The sequence below is a fragment of the Chryseobacterium sp. WG14 genome, from assembly GCF_024586945.1.
GTDB lineage: Bacteria > Bacteroidota > Bacteroidia > Flavobacteriales > Weeksellaceae > Chryseobacterium.
In genome coordinates this window covers 484,823-501,788 of sequence record NZ_JALCZD010000002.1, presented here as the reverse complement: position 1 = coordinate 501,788, position 16,966 = coordinate 484,823, and the positions used below count along the sequence as shown (strand labels likewise).

Genomic DNA, 16,966 nt, shown 5'->3' with positions numbered 1-16,966 from the left:
CTAATCGAAAAGTTAGGGAATACAATATAATCGGGGTTGATTGCCCGGTTTTTTTCAGTCAAGTTTTTTTAAGTGCAAATCCACAGATATTCTGTGGATTTGTGATTTTATTTAGCCCTTGTACTGTCTGTTTTTGTTGTAGTGTCGGAAGTTACCGGTGCCTGCTCAGAATTGGCGACAGCAGAATCTCCCATTTTGTTTCTTAAAGAGTCTTTATTGTGAGCATCCTTGAATTCTTCTCTTTTTTCTTTGTTTTGAGCACAGCTCCCCAGAAAGAAAAGCCCTAAAATAGCTCCTATCCAGAATTTTTTCATAATGATATTTTTTTTGATTGATCTTATCAAATATAGTGATTTAATTAAAAAGATTAAAAGAACTTTGCTAAATATCAGCCATCAGATAAATGTAAAAAAAAATCTGCAGCACTTTCAGCTGCAGATTTTCCATTTTAAATTAAACGTTATAATAACTTATTTGACAGGAGTTGTTACCATTGAATCTTTTTTCATCTTGATACTGTCAGGATTCGCCACTTTCGTACGCATTGTATCAGTAGTAGAGGGTACCGTTTTTTGGGTATTGTCTACTGCTGTTGAATCAGTATTACTCGTTGACATAGTTGATTCCTTGGTTCCACAGCTCACTGCAAATAATCCTACTCCAATGGCTGCTAACAAAAACTTTTTCATACAATTTTATTTAGGGGTGTATTAGTGAAAAATCAACAATTATTCCTAAGTGGTAGTAAGAAATTGTAAAATATAGGTAAAGTTTGTTAAAAAATGTTAGAAAGCAACGGATGGTAGGTAGTTTTAGGGTATTAGAATAAGTATTAGAGTATTAGAGTATTAGAGTATTAGAGTATTAGAGTGTTAGAGTGTTAGAGTATTAGAGTATTAGAGTGTTAGAGTGTTAGAGTATTAGAGTATTAGAGTATTAGAGTATTAGAGTGTTAGAGTGTTAGAGTGTTAGAATGGGGAGAATAAAATACTGTTATGATAAAAGAAACCGCGTATCCGATAACATTATACCTTATGCATCCTGCATCTCGTATCCTGAACCCAACCACAAAAAAGCCCCGAAACCGAAATTCCGAGGCTGTATGGAAAGAATAGATAACAATAGCTCATTACCTATACTCATTACTTATTATCCTAGGTATGGATATTTGTAGTCTTTTGGAGAAACAAATGTCTCTTTTACGCTTCTTACAGAGGTCCATCTTAGAAGATTCATCTTAGAACCTGCTTTATCGTTGGTTCCTGAAGCTCTACCACCACCGAAAGGCTGTTGTCCTACTACAGCACCTGTAGGTTTGTCATTGATGTAGAAGTTTCCTGATGCATTTTCCAGGGCTTTGTAAGCCTCGTTGATTGCATAACGGTCTTGAGAGAATACAGAACCTGTCAATGAATAAGGAGAAGAAGAATCAACTACTTTTAGCGTTTCTTTCCAGTCCTGATCTTCATATACAAATACAGATAAGATAGGCCCGAAGATTTCTTCCACCATACTTTCATATTGAGGGTTTGTTGTTTCAATCACTGTAGGGTGCACGAACCATCCTTTAGAATCATCACATGTACCACCAATAGCTACTGTAGCTTCACCTGAAGCATTAGCTCTGTCGATGTATCCTTTACATTTTTCGAAAGAATTTTTGTCGATTACCGCATTCACAAAGTTAGAAGGGTCTACCGGAGAACCAATTTTAATACTACTCATCTGAGCCTCCATTACTTTTTTCACATCAGCCCAAAGAGATTTTGGAACATAAGCTCTGGATGCTGCAGAACATTTCTGTCCCTGGTATTCGAAAGCTCCTCTTACCAAAGCAGTAGCTACCGCTTCTACATTAGCAGAAGGATGAGCAATTACAAAATCCTTACCTCCTGTTTCTCCAACAATTCTTGGATACGTTCTGTAATTGTGGATATTGTCACCAATCATTTTCCACATTCCCTGGAATACTTTTGTAGAACCTGTGAAGTGAAGACCCGCAAAATCACGGTGTGCCAATACTTTTTCAGCTGTTTCTTTACCATCTGTAAAGATCATGTTGATAACCCCTGCAGGAAGACCCGCTTCGATCAATACATCCATGATTACTTTTGCAGAATAAATCTGCTTATCGGAAGGCTTCCATACCACTACGTTTCCTAACATAGCCATACAAGTAGGAAGGTTTCCGGAAATAGCTGTAAAGTTGAAAGGAGTTACTGCGAAACAAAATCCTTCCAATGGTCTGTATTCTACGCGGTTCCAGATACCATTATCAGAAACAGGCTGCTCAGAATACATTTCTGTCATGAATTCTACGTTGAATCTCAAGAAATCAATGAACTCACAAGCTGCGTCAATCTCAGCCTGGTGTACATTTTTAGACTGTCCGATCATGGTGGCTGCATTAATCACATCTCTGTAAGGCCCAGCCAAAAGATCAGCTGCCTTTAAGAAAATGGCTGCACGCTGCTCCCATCCCAGTTCATTCCATTCTTTTTTAGCTGCCAATGCCGCGTTGATGGCGTCATCTACATGCTGCATATCACCCTGGTAGTAAAATCCGAAGTCATGAGCATGATCCTGTGGAGACTGAAGCTGTACTTTTTTATCAGTTTTTACTTCTTTTCCGTTGATGATCATGGGAACTTCTACCTTCTCTGCCCACATTTTTTTATAAGTGTCGATAAGGCTTTTAACTTCTGGAGATCCCGGTACATAAGAATTTACCGGCTCATTTACCGCCAATGGTACTTGCGAAATTGCTTTTGACATATTACGTTGTATTATTTTTTAATTAAATAAGTATGTTGGTATACAAATTTACGACAATTATAAGGAAAGAAAAAAATACAGCAAATTTTTATAGAATAAACCTTTTTATTGCGGGATGCCAGGAATATATCTTTTTTAATGATGGAAAAATGATGATTTTTAACGATTTTATTTGATATTTTAAATAGAATAAAACAGAGCTGAATTCTGATTCTGATATGAATTAGAACTATAAAAAGTTTGTCATAGTTGATGAAATGCTTTTAAGTATTGTAAACTAGGTGATTATCTGTGAATGTGAATTTTACATAAAATTGCATTTGTCGCGATTTTGAACATTTTAAATAATCTTTTTGATAGCCCGGTTTTTAAGATTACTCTAATTTTACACCATTATTAAAAGGTATGAAAAAAAGAGTTGTCTTTTTCTCTTTTCTGTTGTTTTTCGCGGTTTTATGTGCAGGTCTTTTTGCACATAAGGGGAGAACTCAGGCGTACTCTGATGTGCTTTCAAAAATTCATCTTCTTCAGCAAAAATCGGATCAGCAGACGCAGCCTGAAATTTATAGTTTTTCAGACGTACAGGATGTTCAGGATTCCAATGATTGGGAAAAGGTAAAATTTGATTATTCAATACTTGCACAGCAGTGGTTGCACTATTTCTTTGCAGAATATACCTATAATAATCAGGTTGCGGCCGTTCAAAACCGTATTTATATTACAGCACCAAGGTACATTCTGTACCATTCTCTGCAGATAGCAGGCTGCTAATTCCTTTGTAATTTTAATGGTCCATTGACAGGATTTACATTATAAAAGATGCATGTCCGGAGGATTCATTCTTCATGTTAACATTTCTGAGTATTTCTATTTGCCTTTTCTGAAAGGCAGACCAGATACTGTATATCCAATTTTAAAATAAAAAACAATGCACTTAACACCGAGAGAAACGGAGAAGCTTATGCTATTTCTGGCAGGCGAACTTGCTCTAAAAAGAAAGGCAAGAGGCCTTAAATTAAACTATCCAGAATCCATAGCATTAATCAGTCATTTCCTGCTTGAAGGAGCCAGAGATGGGAAAAGAGTGGCAGAACTGATGCAGGAAGGTGGAAACCTTCTTACAAAAGAAGATGTAATGCCGGGCGTTGCGGAGATGATCCACGATGTTCAGATTGAAGCTACTTTCCCTGATGGAACTAAGCTGGTAACCGTACACAACCCAATCCGTTAATACCAATTTCATCATGATACCAGGAGAAATTTTTGTAAAAGAAGGCACAATTATCTGCAATGAAGGCAGAGAAACTGTCAAAATAAAAGTAACCAATACAGGAGACCGCCCTATTCAGGTAGGTTCCCATTTCCACTTTTTTGAAGTGAACAAAGCCATGAGTTTTGACCGTGAAAAAGCTTTCGGAAAGAGACTCAATATTGTAGCAAGTACTGCAGTACGTTTTGAGCCGGGAGAAGAAAAAGAAGTGGAGCTGGTAGAAATAGGAGGAACCAAAAAAGCAATGGGCTTCAATAATCTTGTTGACGGACAGGTAGATTCTGAAGAACAGAAAAAAGCAAGCCTTGCAAAAGTTGAAGACTTAAACTTTAAAAATTATTAAGATGAGCTTACACGTAGACAGAAAACAATACGCCAATATATTAGGTCCTACAGCCGGAGACAAAATCAGACTGGGAGACACTGAAATTATCATTGAAATTGAAAAAGACTTCACCCATTACGGAGATGAGGCCGTTTTCGGAGGAGGAAAAACCGTACGCGACGGAATGGGGCAGAATGTTACTGCAAAAAGAGACGAAGGTGTTTTAGACCTTTGTATTACCGGTGCAGTAATTATCGATCACTGGGGAATTGTAAAAGGGGATATCGGAATTAAAGACGGTAAGATTGTAGGGATAGGAAAAGCAGGAAACCCTGATACCATGGATGGCGTATCTCCCAATATGATCATCGGAGCTTCTACAGAAGTTCATGGGGGAAAAGGATATATTGTAACAGCAGGAGGAATTGACACCCATATTCACTATATCTGTCCACAACAGATCGAAACATCTTTGTACAGCGGAATCACCACAATGATTGGTGGTGGGACGGGTCCTAATGACGGAACGAACGCTACTACAGTAACTCCTGGGAAATTCAATATGCAGAAAATGCTTGAAGCGGCTGAAGAGTATCCTATGAACCTTGGATTTTTCGGAAAAGGAAACTGTTCTGCAGAAGAACCTATCGAAGAGCAGGTAGAAGCAGGCGCTTTAGGAGTAAAAATTCATGAAGACTGGGGAGCAACTCCGGCAACAATTGATGCAGCGCTAAAAGTAGCAGATAAATATGATGTTCAGGTAGCTATCCACACGGATACCTTAAATGAAGGAGGTTTCCTTGAAGATACCATGAGAGCAATCAATGGGAGAGTAATCCATACATTCCATACAGAAGGAGCTGGTGGAGGGCATGCACCGGATATCATTAAAGCAGCAATGTACCATAATGTACTTCCCGCTTCTACAAACCCAACCCGTCCTTACACTATTAATACGATCGATGAACATTTAGATATGTTGATGGTATGCCATCACCTGAGCAAGAATATACCTGAAGATGTGGCATTTGCAGATTCACGTATCCGTCCTGAAACCATTGCAGCAGAAGATATCCTTCACGATATGGGAGTTTTCAGTATCATGAGTTCTGACTCTCAGGCGATGGGAAGACCAGGTGAAGTAATTACCAGAACCTGGCAGACCGCCAGTAAAATGAAGGAACAGAGAGGAGATCTGGAAGAAGATAAAGAGACGGGAAATGATAACTACCGTGCCAAAAGATATGTGGCTAAATATACCATTAACCCTGCTATTGCACACGGTATTTCAGAATATGTGGGATCTCTTGAAAAAGGGAAATTGGCAGATTTAGTGATTTGGAAGCCGGCATTATTTGGTGTGAAACCCGAGATGATTGTCAAAGGAGGATTTGTAATTGCTGCTAAGATGGGAGATCCTAATGCTTCTATTCCGACGCCTCAGCCCATTATCTACAGAAATATGTTTGGAGCTCATGGGAAAGCTAAGTTTGGTATTTGTGCCAACTTTGTTTCTCAAATCTCCATAGATAACGGAACCATTGCATCCTATAAACTGGAAAAAATGATCCTTCCTGTGAAAAACTGTAGAAATATTTCCAAAAAAGACCTTATTCATAACGATAAGACCCCATTAATTGAAGTGAATCCTGAAAACTACAAAGTGACCGTAGATGGTGAATATATCACCTGTGAGCCGGCAGAAAAACTTCCTTTAACACAGTTGTATTACTTGTTCTAAGATAAACATACCAACCACTACAAACCTTATAGGTTTCTAAAACCTATAAGGTTACTTAAAAATTGAAAAGTTTATCCAATAGAATTTAAAATAATTATAGAACTAAGTTTAGAATGAAATACGTAAATAAAACAGTTTGCTCCCTTGCTGTAGCCGGAATGACAATGCTTTCAGGAAATATAAGCGCTCAGTTTCTGGGGGGACACAGGCTTACAAGTGATGAAGAGGGACCAAAAGGACAATTTATGGTGTATGGTTCATTGGATTACTCTAAAGTTACTACACCATCCACCAGCAGCAGTACGGTTTCAAGTGCTCCGCTTGGAGTAGGATACTTTATCAATAATAATGACCTTATCGGAGTGAATTATGCATACTCACAAAACTCTGTTGACCATCATGTAATGTATAAACAAAATGAAGCGGGAATTTGGTACAGTCCGTCATTAATGCTTGGGAAATATTTTGTACTGATCGGGCAGGTTGATGCTCACTATGTCTGGGGACAACAATTGTCCGGAGCTGCAGATTCTATGCAGAACTTTAATGGATTCCGTCTTCGTGCTTATCCTTTGATCGGGATATTGTTAGGCGGGGGTTGGGCTTTAAAGTTCAAGTTTGCTGAGCTTTCAATGCTTCAGACCAAAACAAAACAGGAAGGCTGGACAAAAAGCTATGTAGCAGGACTCAGTGGGTCAACATTCGGGGTAGGCATTTCCAAAAACTTTGACTTCAGAAAAAAATCCGCTAAAGATGATAATTAATCAAACCATAGGCAACCTAGCCGAAAATCCTCCAGCAAAAACCATAGATTATCTCGATCTGGAATGGTTTGAAACTACAAAAAGGATCCAACGTAAAAAAACCAGACAGGGAACTGATGTTGCCATTAAATTCCTTAAGGAAGGACAACGTTTGCGTGAAGGAGATATTCTTTTCGAAGATGCAGAAAAAGTAATAGCTGTCAATGTGCTGGAAACAGAAGCTATTGTAATGGTACCAGGCTCTTTATTTGAAATGGGAACGGTATGCTATGAAATAGGAAATAAACATATTCCTCTTTTTATCCAGGAAGATAAAGTATTGCTGCCTTTTGAAATGCCCATGTTCAGATGGCTGGAGGCAAGCGGTTTCAACCCGGAAAAGCAATCCGTAAAACTGCTGAATCTCCTTAAATCCAATGTTGAACCTCACGGACATGGAAGTCTGGGCTCAACAATTTTTACCAAAATCTTAAAAATGGCAGCTCCCAAAGATGAATAATATAAATATAAACTTCTTGTCAGGACTGCTTCATCTTGCAGATCCTACACTTCCTATCGGTGGTTATACCCATTCCAACGGGCTTGAAACCTATGTGCAGGAAAGAATAGTACATGATTTACAAACGGCAAAAGAGTTTGTAGAGAATATGCTTCAGTACAATCTTAAATTCAATGATGGAGCTTTTGTAAAACTGGCATATAAAGCAGCAGAGAATGGGGATTTACAATTGTTGTTACAACTTGATAACGAATGCAATGCCATAAAATGTCCAAAGGAAATCCGTCAGGCCAGTCAAAAATTGGGATTGAGACTGATTAAAATCTTCAAAAGAAGAGAAAATTTTCCTTTCATGGAGGAATTTGAAAAAGCAATTAAAAATAAAGAGGCCAATTCTCACTACTGTATTGTATTTGGAGTATATGCCTGTTTAATGAAAATTCCTTTATACGAAGCCTTATTAGGATTCTATTACACTTCAGTCGCCGGGATGATCACCAATGCTGTGAAGCTGGTACCTCTGGGGCAGCTTGATGGCCAGGATATTCTTTTTTCCTTATATCCGGTTATGGAAAAAACAGTCTGGGAAACCATGGAGCTGGATAGAGATATGGTGGGACTGTGTAATACGGCTTTTGATATCAGATGCATGCAGCATGAGAGACTGTATTCAAGGCTTTATATGTCATAATAAGCTGAAAAGGTAAATGATTGGAATGCAAATGTGCTTTGTTTAATGCAACGCCTTTGTGAACTTAAAATATTCTCAATCAAAAAAAGCTTAGCGCCCTTAGCGTTAAAAAAGTCAGAACAAACAAAGTGAAATTTAGAAAAAAATGGAAAAAAATAGAAAATATATAAAAGTAGGAGTGGCAGGGCCTGTAGGATCAGGAAAAACTGCATTATTGGAACGTTTAAGCAGAAAATTATTCGGGAAATATGATCTTGGAGTCATTACTAATGATATTTATACCAAAGAAGATGCTGAATTTATGGCTAAAAACAGTCTTCTTCCCCATGAAAGAATTATCGGAGTAGAAACAGGAGGATGTCCTCACACTGCCATTCGTGAAGATGCAAGTATGAACCTTGAAGCTGTAGATGAGCTGGCCGCCCGTTTTCCGGATATCGAACTGGTACTTATTGAAAGTGGAGGTGATAACCTTTCCGCTACCTTCAGCCCCGATCTTGCAGATGTTACGATCTTCATTATTGATGTGGCAGAGGGGGAAAAAATTCCCAGAAAAGGAGGCCCCGGTATTACAAGATCAGACTTATTGATCATTAATAAAATTGACCTTGCGCCACATGTAGGAGCAAGCCTCGAAGTCATGGAAAATGATGCCAGAAGAATGAGAAAAGGAAATCCTTTTGTATTCACGAATCTAAAAACGGACGAAGGACTGGATAAAGTAATCGGCTGGATTAAAAAATATGCCCTTTTAGAAGAAATTGAAGAACCGGATTTGGTAAGATAATGGATAGTCGTTTACATATTATTGCAGGATTCAAGGGAGAAGAATCCTATGTGAAGGATCTTTATGTCTCACTTCCTTTCAGAGTGGTTTCTGTAGGGCAGCGAAAAAGTGACAAAAAGCTCTATCAGATGGTGATGAGCTCCTCTCCGGGAATTCTGGACGGTGACCACTACCATTTGGATGTAGCCCTGGAAAAAGGAGCTTCACTTCAACTGCAGTCGCAGTCGTATCAGAGACTTTTCAATATGAAAGATAAGGCTGTTCAGGAGCTTAATGTTACCATGGAGGATGAAACTTCCTTTGCCTACGTTCCTCATCCTATCGTTCCCCATGAAGATTCCAACTTTAAAAGTAAAGCCAATATTCAGATCGGAAAAAATAGCCAGATCATCATCAGTGAGATAATTACCTGTGGGAGAAAGCATTATGGAGAAGTCTTCAAGCTGAAACGTTTTCAAAACCTTATGGAAATCTATCATGACAATAAGCTGGTAGTGAAGGACAATGTTGTCATTCAGCCTGATATGATCCCCATCAGCAGTATCGGAAACCTGGAACAGTATACGCATCAGGGAACTCTGATCTTTTACAGCACAAAGGAGAATGTAGACAAAAACGGTCTTATTGAAGAGATTGTTGAGGCCGCAGAACAGCACCGTGAAGAAATGGAAGCAGGTGTTTCTGCAATGGAGGATAATGGTTTTGTAGTAAGAGTTTTGGGACATGGCGGAGAATTGATATACAATTTTTTCCTTCATATTCAGGAAATTCTCTGGTCACTGGAATAAAAATTAAAATGATTCTTATTGAAGTAGGTAGGCTGATTTTATCGATAGAAGTGGGCTTTAGCCCACGCTAATAAAAGAATATTTTTCAACTGGCTTTAGCCAAAACTTAATAAAAAGAACAAACAATAGATAAACAAAAATGGATAGTACAGTTTGGGCACTTCTTTTAAGTGCTGTTTCAATAAGCTTTATACATACAGCCTCAGGACCGGATCATTATCTGCCTTTTATTGTCCTCTCAAAATCTAAAAAATGGAGCGGGATGAAAACAGCAGTACTCACAGTAGTCTGCGGATTGGGACATGTATTAAGCTCCTTGGTTTTAGGGTTTATAGGAGTATTTCTGGGTTGGCAGCTGAATAAAATCTCATGGTTCCAGGACCTGAGAGGAAATTTCTCCGGATGGGCACTGTTGATCTTTGGAGGAGTTTACTTAATATATGGATTGATCCAGGCCATCAGGAACAAGCCTCACAAGCATTTTGATGTGATGGGGGACGATGTGTATGTGTATGAACACAATCACAGTGAAGTGGTCGTGCCCCAAACAAGAATAAAAGTAACTCCACTTGTCCTTTTTATGATTTTTGTAATGGGGCCAAGTGAACCGTTGATTCCTTTATTATTCTATTCAGGAGTAAAACATTCCATATCAGAAATTGCTGTTTTGGTGACTTCATTCACTATTACTACGGTATTAACAATGCTTGGAATGGTTCTGCTGGGACGTTATGGCTACTCAACATTGTTCAATACAGATAAGCTGGAAAGATATATGGGAGTTGTGAGCGGAGTGGTGGTAACAGTTTGTGGCATCGGAATGGTCTTTCTTGGATGGTAAAGTTTCTGAGTTCGAGTGGTAGAGTTTGAGGGTAAAAGTTTTTCTTCTAATTTCTAACCTCTAGCTTCCAGCTATTAACTTCCAATCCTACATTCAAATCATCAATATATTTTACATTGTACAAAATACATTATACAGAAAAAACTATGGACGAACTTTTCAAAAAACTACCCTTTATAGACTATGTTTTAAAAGGAATCGGGCAGATTATGCTTCAGGAAAACAGATGGACCGGACTTCTGTTTCTTATAGGTATCTTTATAGGAAGCTGGCAGGGAGGTATTGCTGTATTGCTTTCAACAGCAGCTGCCACTTTCACTGCGATGAAGCTTAATTATGACCAATCTGAAATTAATGCCGGATTGTACGGTTTCAGTGCAGCACTTGTAGGAGTAGCATTGTCTTTTGTGTTTCAGACGACAGTACTCATCTGGATGCTTATTATACTGGGAGGAGTTTTGGCAGCTGTTATTCAGCATTTCTTTATCCAAAAGAAAATCCCCGTATTTACTTTTCCTTTTATTATCATTACATGGGTATGCATTTTTGCTTTACATCATTTTACCCAGATTCCTCCTTCAGCAGCCATTTCAGCAACTGCAGGCCCCGTGGATTATGATGATTTCCTTACATGTACCAATGCTTTTGGGGAAGTGATTTTCCAGGGCGGAGTATTTTCAGGTATTATTTTCTTTATTGCTGTTTTTATCAGCTCTCCGGCGGCAGCTTTATATGGATTTGTAGGAGCGGTGTTGGGTTCTTACGTATCTCATATGCATGGGGAACCTATCGACAAAATTCATATGGGGCTTTTTGGGTTCAATGCAGTGCTTTCTGCAATTGTTTTTTCAGGGTTCAAAAAGACAGACGGAATTTGGGTTTTTATTGCTGTCGTTTTAACCGTACTTATCGACGATTATCTTGTAGACAACAATACTCTGGGAGCAGTAGGTGGAGTGCTTACTTTTCCTTTTGTAACAGGAACATGGATTACACTTTTAATTCAGAAGATATTTCTTAAAGCCAAAACATAGTGTTTAGGTTTGAGAGTGGGAGAGTAAAAGCGTTTTAGCGCTAAAGTTCAAAATTGTTATCCCTTCACTGATGATTAACAATTCACCTGAGAGGCAGAATTCACTATTGATAAAGGTTTTACGTCTCTTATCTCTATGTCTCACGTCTCAACTCCCAGCCATTAATATTATACAACATACTTTTTATCAAAAAAATAAAAAATGAAAATAACTAAAATAGCAGCAGCATTTCTGATCATGGCTTTCACTGGAAAAATGACGGCTCAGGAAGCAGAAAAGCAGTTGCTGATCAAAGATGCTGATGACAAATTTCCCATTGCGGACGTACTTATAAAATATGACCACGGAAACAGCCATACCCATACAGGAACAGACGGTACTTTTGCTATTCCTGTTCCATCTCTTCCAGATACACTGGTGATCAGCCGTCAGGGATATGATGAGGTAAAATGGATGGTTACCAACGATGAAGATAAAAACAAAGTTATTTTTTTACAGCATAAACCTTTTCAGATCTCTGAAGTGGCCATTAATCACAGCTCATTTTTATCGGCGATTACCAAAGTTGATTTGAATAAGTTTCCGGTGAATTCAGCACAGGACCTGCTGAGAAAAGTCCCGGGATTGTTTATAGCACAGCATGCAGGAGGAGGAAAAGCTGAGCAGCTTTTTTTAAGAGGTTTTGATGCCGATCATGGTACCGATGTAAGCGTAAATGTAGACGGAATGCCTGTGAATATTGTATCGCATGCCCATGGGCAGGGATATTCTGATCTTCATTTTGTGATTCCTGAAACGGTTAATAATATTGATTTCGGAAAAGGAGCCTATTATATGGATCGCGGAGATTTCAATACAGCAGGGTATGTTGATTTTCAAACTTATAATGGATTGAAAAACAGCATGATCAAACTGGAAGGAGGTTCGTTTAATTCAAAAAGAGTGTTGGGGATGTTCAATATCCTGCATGATGATCTGGGGCGAAAAAATGCGTATGTAGCAGCAGAATATAACTATACAGACGGTCCTTTTGATGTAAAACAAAACTTTAACAGAGTCAATATTTTCGGAAAATATAACCAATGGCTTACAGATAATGATTATTTCAATATCCAGTTTTCAACATTCAATTCCTCATGGAATGCTTCCGGGCAGATTCCGGAGCGGGCTGTAGATGAAGGAATCATTGGAAGATGGGGCAGCATAGACCCTACTGAAGGAGGAAAAACATCCAGAACAAATCTTCAGATGAATTTTAAGCATATTATTTCCCCTTCTGAGCAGATTGATGCGATGGCTTTTTATTCAAAATATAATTTTAATCTCTATTCTGATTTTACCTTTTATTTGAAAGATAAAGACCATGGTGACGAAATTCAGCAGACAGACGGAAGAAATATATATGGAGCAGAAGTAAAATATACCAAAACCTTTTCTCTTGCCAACAGCTCATTAAACTGGATTTCAGGAATAGGGGTAAGAAACGATGATATTAATACTCTTCAGCTTAATCATGTGTATCACAGAGATTTGTTATTGAACAGAATGTCGGATGTAACGGGTACGGAAACCAACCTTCATGCCTATTCAGGATTACTATGGAAAACAGGAAAGTGGACCATCAATCCGGCTTTGAGAGTAGATCACTTTATCTTCAATATGCATAATCTGCTGGATGCCGGACAATTGCCATCCGGACAGTCAAAAGAAGCCACAAGGCTGAGCCCGAAACTAAATTTCTCCTATGCTCAAAATGATAACATCATGTGGTTCCTGAAAATGGGTATGGGTTTTCATTCCAATGACCTGAGAGTTGTTGTTCCGACTAACGGTCAAAAAACACTGCCATATTCAATTGGTGGAGATTTCGGACTTAGATTGCATCCTTTTAAGTCGCTTATCATTACACCGGCTATTTGGTTTATGGATCTGCAGCAGGAATTTGTTTACGTAGGTGATGATGCTGTCGTAGAACCTTCCGGAAAATCAAGACGTTTCGGGGCAGATCTTGGAATCCGTTTTCAGCCATTGGAAAATTTTTACCTGAATGCCGACATCAACTATTCTCATGCCAGATTTATTGAAGAAGAAAAAGGACAGGATTACATTCCGTTAGCACCTGTGGTTACCAGTACCGGATCTGTAAACTGGGATTTCCTGAACGGCTTTTCTTTGGGACTTCAATATCGTTATCTTGGTGCAAGACCAGCTGTAGAAGACAACAGCATCAGAACAAAAGCCTATTTCGTAAATGATCTGGTATTGGCTTACAACCGCCAGAAATGGGGGGCTAACCTTCAGGTCAGCAATCTTTTCAATGTACAATGGAATGAAGCTCAGTTCGCAACAGAAACCCAGTTAAAAGGAGAAGCAGAACCAATTACAGACCTTACTTATACACCGGGAAGCCCTTTTGGGATAAGAGTGGGAGTGTATTATAAGTTTTAGAGTAGAGCGTTTGAGGGTGAGGGAATTTGAGGATGATAAAGAATAGTATTATTCATTTTCAAATTAACTCATTCTCAAATTTTCAAATTCTATGATTCTAACTAATAAATTTTGTATAATTTTAAATAATCATTACATCGGATGGAAGTATTATCCAATTTTCAATACAAAAAGCTCTTTTTACCTCAGATAACGGATAAGATACTGGCTAATAATGCTGATATACAGCTGTATAGGATAGAAAATTATCTTAAGGGGATTTTGATGCCGGTGATTCCATACCGTACCACCTTTAATTTCATTATTTTCATTACCAACGGGCATATTAAACAGTATCTTGAAAATAAAGAATACCATGCTGAAAAAGCAGGTGTTATCTTTATCAAGCAGGGAACAATTACGGCTACCGTAGAATTGTCTGACGATATTGAAGGTTTTTTTCTCGCCTATGAAAATAATATTCTTTCCGAACAGGAATTACCCAAACATAAAAGCAGCATTTTCTTTATGACTCCTTTTCTGAATCTGGACAGCCTCACCTACGGTACTATTACACAGCTCCTTCCGATTATGGAACAGGAATTATGGCTGAATAATCTCAATGTAAATGATGTGGTGGTGACTATGCTTCACCTTATCCTAATCAAAATGCTGAGTACAGATTCTGATACCCATCATAAATCAGCCACCCGTCCTATGGAGTTGTCTCTTCAGTTCAGAGATTTACTGTTTAAGTATCATGTCGTAGAAAAAAGAGTGGCTTTCTACGCTGATAAACTGTCGGTGACAGAAAGTTATCTGAACAAATGCGTGAAAGGAGTTACCCAGAAATCTCCGAAACAATGGATTAATGAAATAGATATCAATTATAGCAAGGCACTGCTGCATTCAAGTAAAGACATTGCAGAGATAGCCTATGAGCTGAATTTTCATACAGCATCACATTTTACGCAGCTTTTTAAAAAGATTGCAGGAATTACCCCGAAAGAATACAGGATACAGTTTTTAAATAGCAGAGTTCCTGTTTGATAAGTGAGATTAATTATATACAATAATGTCAATGGTCAATTTTGCTGCGCAATTCAATGAGTGAAGGCAATAAATTCTTCATATCAACGCAAATCCGGAAACTGCAATAATGATAAACAGGAGTTAATTCATCGCGGGGCAAATTCACTATTCACCAGTGATATTTCCTTTACATCTTTTCATTTTCCAGAATTTTAAGAACAAGCTTTTCTTCCTGGGTAAGGCCGGCTTTGCCATCATTCTCTTCAATGACATCTAACTCGTCAAGGTATTTTTTTATGGTATTATTTTCGTAGAGATTAATCACCAGAGGATGTACGTAATATTTTCTGCAGACAGCGATAGTATTACCCAAATGTTTGGCAACGATATCCAGTGCTTCTTTTACCATCTTCTTATACTGAGTATCATTTTCAGCATACCCTATTTCCTTAAAAGCGATCAGGGTACTTACCGTTCCGGACCATGTTCTGAAGTCTTTTGCTGTAAAATCTTCACCACTTATTTCTTTGATATATTCATTTACCATCCCGGAATCTATAGAGTGGCGCGTGCCTTCACCATCAAAATATTGAAAAAGCTCTTTCCCCGGAATATCTTTACATTTTTGGACAAGTCTTGCCAGTTTTTTGCTCCTAAGATCAATATGATGCTGAATGCCTTTTTTTCCTTTAAATGAAAAACTGATTTTTTGCCCTTTTACTTCAACATGTTTATCCTTCAGTGTGGTAAGCCCGAAAGATCCATATAGTTTTTCATATACATTATTGCCGATACGGATGTTGGTTCTCTGCATCAGGCTTACAATTAACGCCAATACCTTCCGTTTTTCAAAATTCCTTAAAGCCAGATCCTGTTCCAGCTGAAGACGGATATTGGGTAATGCATATCCAAACTGAAGCATCCTGTAAAATTTCGTATGATTTCTTAAAGCACTCCAAAGAGGGTGGTAGCGGTATTGTTTTCTTCTCTTTACATCAAAACCTGTGGCCTGAAGATGGCCATTGTCCAGCGCACAGATCCAAACGTTTTCCCAGGCCGGCGGAATGACCAGCTTATTAATTCTGGTAATTTCCTCTTTATCCTTAATTTTTTCGCCGTCCTTATAATAAGAATATTTCTTTCCTGTTTTTTTACGCGTAATTCCGGCAGTTTCTGCATCGGTGGTATATATAAGATGTACCGCCTTTGCAGATGCTTCCGGATCCTTCATGATTTTAACAATTTTTGAAGGCTTAAGGTGAGAAATGATTTCTAAATCTGCATTCTTCTCCATAAGACATGGTTAAGAGTTTTTACCCTTCGAAAAAATCAGTAAAAGAATCACTACTATTGCGCCGACTAAGATAATTCCCCACCACATTCCTGCCTTAAAAATTGTTTCTACTGCTTCACAACTTGTGAGTGTTAGCAAACTTAATATCGCTATGCTGTAAATGCTCCATTTTTTCATAAGAATATATTTTAGGTGTTAGACTCTGAGAAGATCAGCCCTCCAGTTTTTTATAGATCTTTTGATTTCATCACCGGAAATATTCTGATCAAGTGCTTTATATAAAAGTTCTTTAAATTCATCATCATAAGTGAATCTCAGGGCAGCAATTTGGTCGAACTTTAATTTTTCAACAATCTCATCAGACCTTTTATTGAAAATTTCAAAATACCGCTGCTTAAATTCCAGAATGACCATGCGGTTCTGAAGCCCCAAAGCATAATGCTGCCTGGTCATAAATGCGAGATAAAAAAGCAGAAAAATCACAATTGAAAACAAAACCCAGATCAGTTGGTTTCCCGGATCATCTGTGATTTTATAAATTCCTAAAATTTCCAATACAATTAATATGGGAAGATATATGAAATGATGAGGGGTATAAAATTTCCTGTGATTCCTGTAGCTTTGTTCTTTCATGGATGGAATACAGCAATAATCTTTCCAAAAAATTATATTATTAATAATAAATATTGTTTTGTGGT

General features: G+C 38.1%; 18 protein-coding genes. 13 read left to right on the top strand and 5 right to left on the bottom strand.

The features are described from left to right. Positions 1–107: 107 nt before the first annotated feature. The 3 genes from MP478_RS05500 to pruA all read right to left on the bottom strand — a co-directional run bounded on the left by MP478_RS05500 (position 108) and on the right by pruA (position 2,775). Entirely contained in the window at positions 108–314 is a 207-nt protein-coding gene (locus MP478_RS05500) for a hypothetical protein (protein ID WP_230037908.1), read from the bottom strand. A 156-nt stretch (positions 315–470) separates the two neighbouring features. Beyond that, positions 471–689 (bottom strand): cytochrome C551, encoded by a 219-nt coding sequence (locus MP478_RS05495; protein WP_230037907.1) that lies wholly within the window; start codon positions 687–689, stop codon positions 471–473. Between the two features lie 460 nt (positions 690–1,149). Next, positions 1,150–2,775 carry an L-glutamate gamma-semialdehyde dehydrogenase gene (pruA, locus tag MP478_RS05490; RefSeq protein WP_257199857.1) on the bottom strand — a complete coding sequence of 542 codons (1,626 nt, stop codon included), beginning with the start codon at positions 2,773–2,775 and terminating at the stop codon, positions 1,150–1,152. Positions 2,776–3,180: 405 nt separating this feature from the next. Here pruA and MP478_RS05485 point away from each other — a divergent pair, with 405 nt between their 5' ends. From MP478_RS05485 to MP478_RS05425, 13 genes are all read left to right on the top strand, one after another. Next, positions 3,181–3,546, top strand: coding sequence for a hypothetical protein (locus MP478_RS05485; protein ID WP_257199856.1), 366 nt, complete (start codon positions 3,181–3,183; stop codon positions 3,544–3,546). 157 nt (positions 3,547–3,703) lie between these two features. Further along, positions 3,704–4,006 (top strand): urease subunit gamma, encoded by a 303-nt coding sequence (ureA, locus tag MP478_RS05480; protein WP_047487498.1) that lies wholly within the window; start codon positions 3,704–3,706, stop codon positions 4,004–4,006. A gap of 13 nt (positions 4,007–4,019) precedes the next feature. Then, positions 4,020–4,388, top strand: a complete 369-nt coding sequence (gene ureB, locus MP478_RS05475; protein ID WP_257199855.1) for an urease subunit beta — start codon at positions 4,020–4,022, stop codon at positions 4,386–4,388. A 1-nt stretch (position 4,389) separates the two neighbouring features. After that, the gene (ureC, locus tag MP478_RS05470) at positions 4,390–6,111 is read left to right on the top strand and encodes an urease subunit alpha (RefSeq protein WP_230037899.1); all 1,722 of its coding nucleotides are present in this window, start codon (positions 4,390–4,392) and stop codon (positions 6,109–6,111) included. Positions 6,112–6,224: 113 nt separating this feature from the next. Beyond that, positions 6,225–6,875 carry a hypothetical protein gene (locus MP478_RS05465; protein ID WP_257190374.1) on the top strand — a complete coding sequence of 217 codons (651 nt, stop codon included), beginning with the start codon at positions 6,225–6,227 and terminating at the stop codon, positions 6,873–6,875. Further along, positions 6,865–7,374 (top strand): urease accessory protein UreE, encoded by a 510-nt coding sequence (gene ureE, locus MP478_RS05460; protein ID WP_257199854.1) that lies wholly within the window; start codon positions 6,865–6,867, stop codon positions 7,372–7,374. The genes MP478_RS05465 and ureE overlap by 11 nt, the downstream gene beginning before the upstream one ends. Then, complete coding sequence (locus tag MP478_RS05455) at positions 7,367–8,065, top strand: urease accessory protein UreF (RefSeq protein WP_257199853.1); 699 nt, start codon at positions 7,367–7,369, stop codon at positions 8,063–8,065. The genes ureE and MP478_RS05455 overlap by 8 nt, the downstream gene beginning before the upstream one ends. 145 nt (positions 8,066–8,210) lie before the next feature. Further along, the gene (ureG, locus tag MP478_RS05450; protein WP_257199852.1) at positions 8,211–8,852 is read left to right on the top strand and encodes an urease accessory protein UreG; all 642 of its coding nucleotides are present in this window, start codon (positions 8,211–8,213) and stop codon (positions 8,850–8,852) included. Next, complete coding sequence (locus MP478_RS05445) at positions 8,852–9,640, top strand: urease accessory protein UreD (protein ID WP_230037892.1); 789 nt, start codon at positions 8,852–8,854, stop codon at positions 9,638–9,640. The genes ureG and MP478_RS05445 overlap by 1 nt, the downstream gene beginning before the upstream one ends. A 139-nt stretch (positions 9,641–9,779) precedes the next feature. After that, positions 9,780–10,481 (top strand): hypothetical protein, encoded by a 702-nt coding sequence (locus MP478_RS05440; protein ID WP_257199851.1) that lies wholly within the window; start codon positions 9,780–9,782, stop codon positions 10,479–10,481. Between the two features lie 146 nt (positions 10,482–10,627). Continuing rightward, complete coding sequence (locus MP478_RS05435) at positions 10,628–11,515, top strand: urea transporter (protein WP_257190379.1); 888 nt, start codon at positions 10,628–10,630, stop codon at positions 11,513–11,515. A gap of 201 nt (positions 11,516–11,716) precedes the next feature. Next, positions 11,717–13,963, top strand: a complete 2,247-nt coding sequence (locus MP478_RS05430; RefSeq protein ID WP_257199850.1) for a TonB-dependent receptor — start codon at positions 11,717–11,719, stop codon at positions 13,961–13,963. 141 nt (positions 13,964–14,104) lie between these two features. Further along, the gene (locus tag MP478_RS05425; RefSeq protein ID WP_257190381.1) at positions 14,105–14,992 is read left to right on the top strand and encodes a helix-turn-helix domain-containing protein; all 888 of its coding nucleotides are present in this window, start codon (positions 14,105–14,107) and stop codon (positions 14,990–14,992) included. Between the two features lie 169 nt (positions 14,993–15,161). Here MP478_RS05425 and MP478_RS05420 read toward each other — a convergent pair whose 3' ends face one another. Beyond that, positions 15,162–16,268, bottom strand: a complete 1,107-nt coding sequence (locus MP478_RS05420; protein ID WP_257199849.1) for a DNA topoisomerase IB — start codon at positions 16,266–16,268, stop codon at positions 15,162–15,164. A gap of 195 nt (positions 16,269–16,463) precedes the next feature. Continuing rightward, the gene (locus MP478_RS05415; protein ID WP_230037880.1) at positions 16,464–16,901 is read right to left on the bottom strand and encodes a DUF6526 family protein; all 438 of its coding nucleotides are present in this window, start codon (positions 16,899–16,901) and stop codon (positions 16,464–16,466) included. Positions 16,902–16,966: the final 65 nt, after the last annotated feature.

Coding starts and splice junctions, on each gene's coding strand:
- MP478_RS05415 (WP_230037880.1), bottom strand. CDS start 16,901: ATGAAAGAACAAAGCTACAGGAATCACAGGAAATTTTATACCCCTCAT.
- MP478_RS05435 (WP_257190379.1), top strand. CDS start 10,628: ATGGACGAACTTTTCAAAAAACTACCCTTTATAGACTATGTTTTAAAA.
- MP478_RS05455 (WP_257199853.1), top strand. CDS start 7,367: ATGAATAATATAAATATAAACTTCTTGTCAGGACTGCTTCATCTTGCA.
- ureG (WP_257199852.1), top strand. CDS start 8,211: ATGGAAAAAAATAGAAAATATATAAAAGTAGGAGTGGCAGGGCCTGTA.
- ureA (WP_047487498.1), top strand. CDS start 3,704: ATGCACTTAACACCGAGAGAAACGGAGAAGCTTATGCTATTTCTGGCA.
- MP478_RS05440 (WP_257199851.1), top strand. CDS start 9,780: ATGGATAGTACAGTTTGGGCACTTCTTTTAAGTGCTGTTTCAATAAGC.
- MP478_RS05445 (WP_230037892.1), top strand. CDS start 8,852: ATGGATAGTCGTTTACATATTATTGCAGGATTCAAGGGAGAAGAATCC.
- MP478_RS05500 (WP_230037908.1), bottom strand. CDS start 314: ATGAAAAAATTCTGGATAGGAGCTATTTTAGGGCTTTTCTTTCTGGGG.
- MP478_RS05425 (WP_257190381.1), top strand. CDS start 14,105: ATGGAAGTATTATCCAATTTTCAATACAAAAAGCTCTTTTTACCTCAG.
- MP478_RS05495 (WP_230037907.1), bottom strand. CDS start 689: ATGAAAAAGTTTTTGTTAGCAGCCATTGGAGTAGGATTATTTGCAGTG.
- MP478_RS05420 (WP_257199849.1), bottom strand. CDS start 16,268: ATGGAGAAGAATGCAGATTTAGAAATCATTTCTCACCTTAAGCCTTCA.
- ureC (WP_230037899.1), top strand. CDS start 4,390: ATGAGCTTACACGTAGACAGAAAACAATACGCCAATATATTAGGTCCT.
- ureB (WP_257199855.1), top strand. CDS start 4,020: ATGATACCAGGAGAAATTTTTGTAAAAGAAGGCACAATTATCTGCAAT.
- pruA (WP_257199857.1), bottom strand. CDS start 2,775: ATGTCAAAAGCAATTTCGCAAGTACCATTGGCGGTAAATGAGCCGGTA.
- MP478_RS05465 (WP_257190374.1), top strand. CDS start 6,225: ATGAAATACGTAAATAAAACAGTTTGCTCCCTTGCTGTAGCCGGAATG.
- MP478_RS05430 (WP_257199850.1), top strand. CDS start 11,717: ATGAAAATAACTAAAATAGCAGCAGCATTTCTGATCATGGCTTTCACT.
- ureE (WP_257199854.1), top strand. CDS start 6,865: ATGATAATTAATCAAACCATAGGCAACCTAGCCGAAAATCCTCCAGCA.
- MP478_RS05485 (WP_257199856.1), top strand. CDS start 3,181: ATGAAAAAAAGAGTTGTCTTTTTCTCTTTTCTGTTGTTTTTCGCGGTT.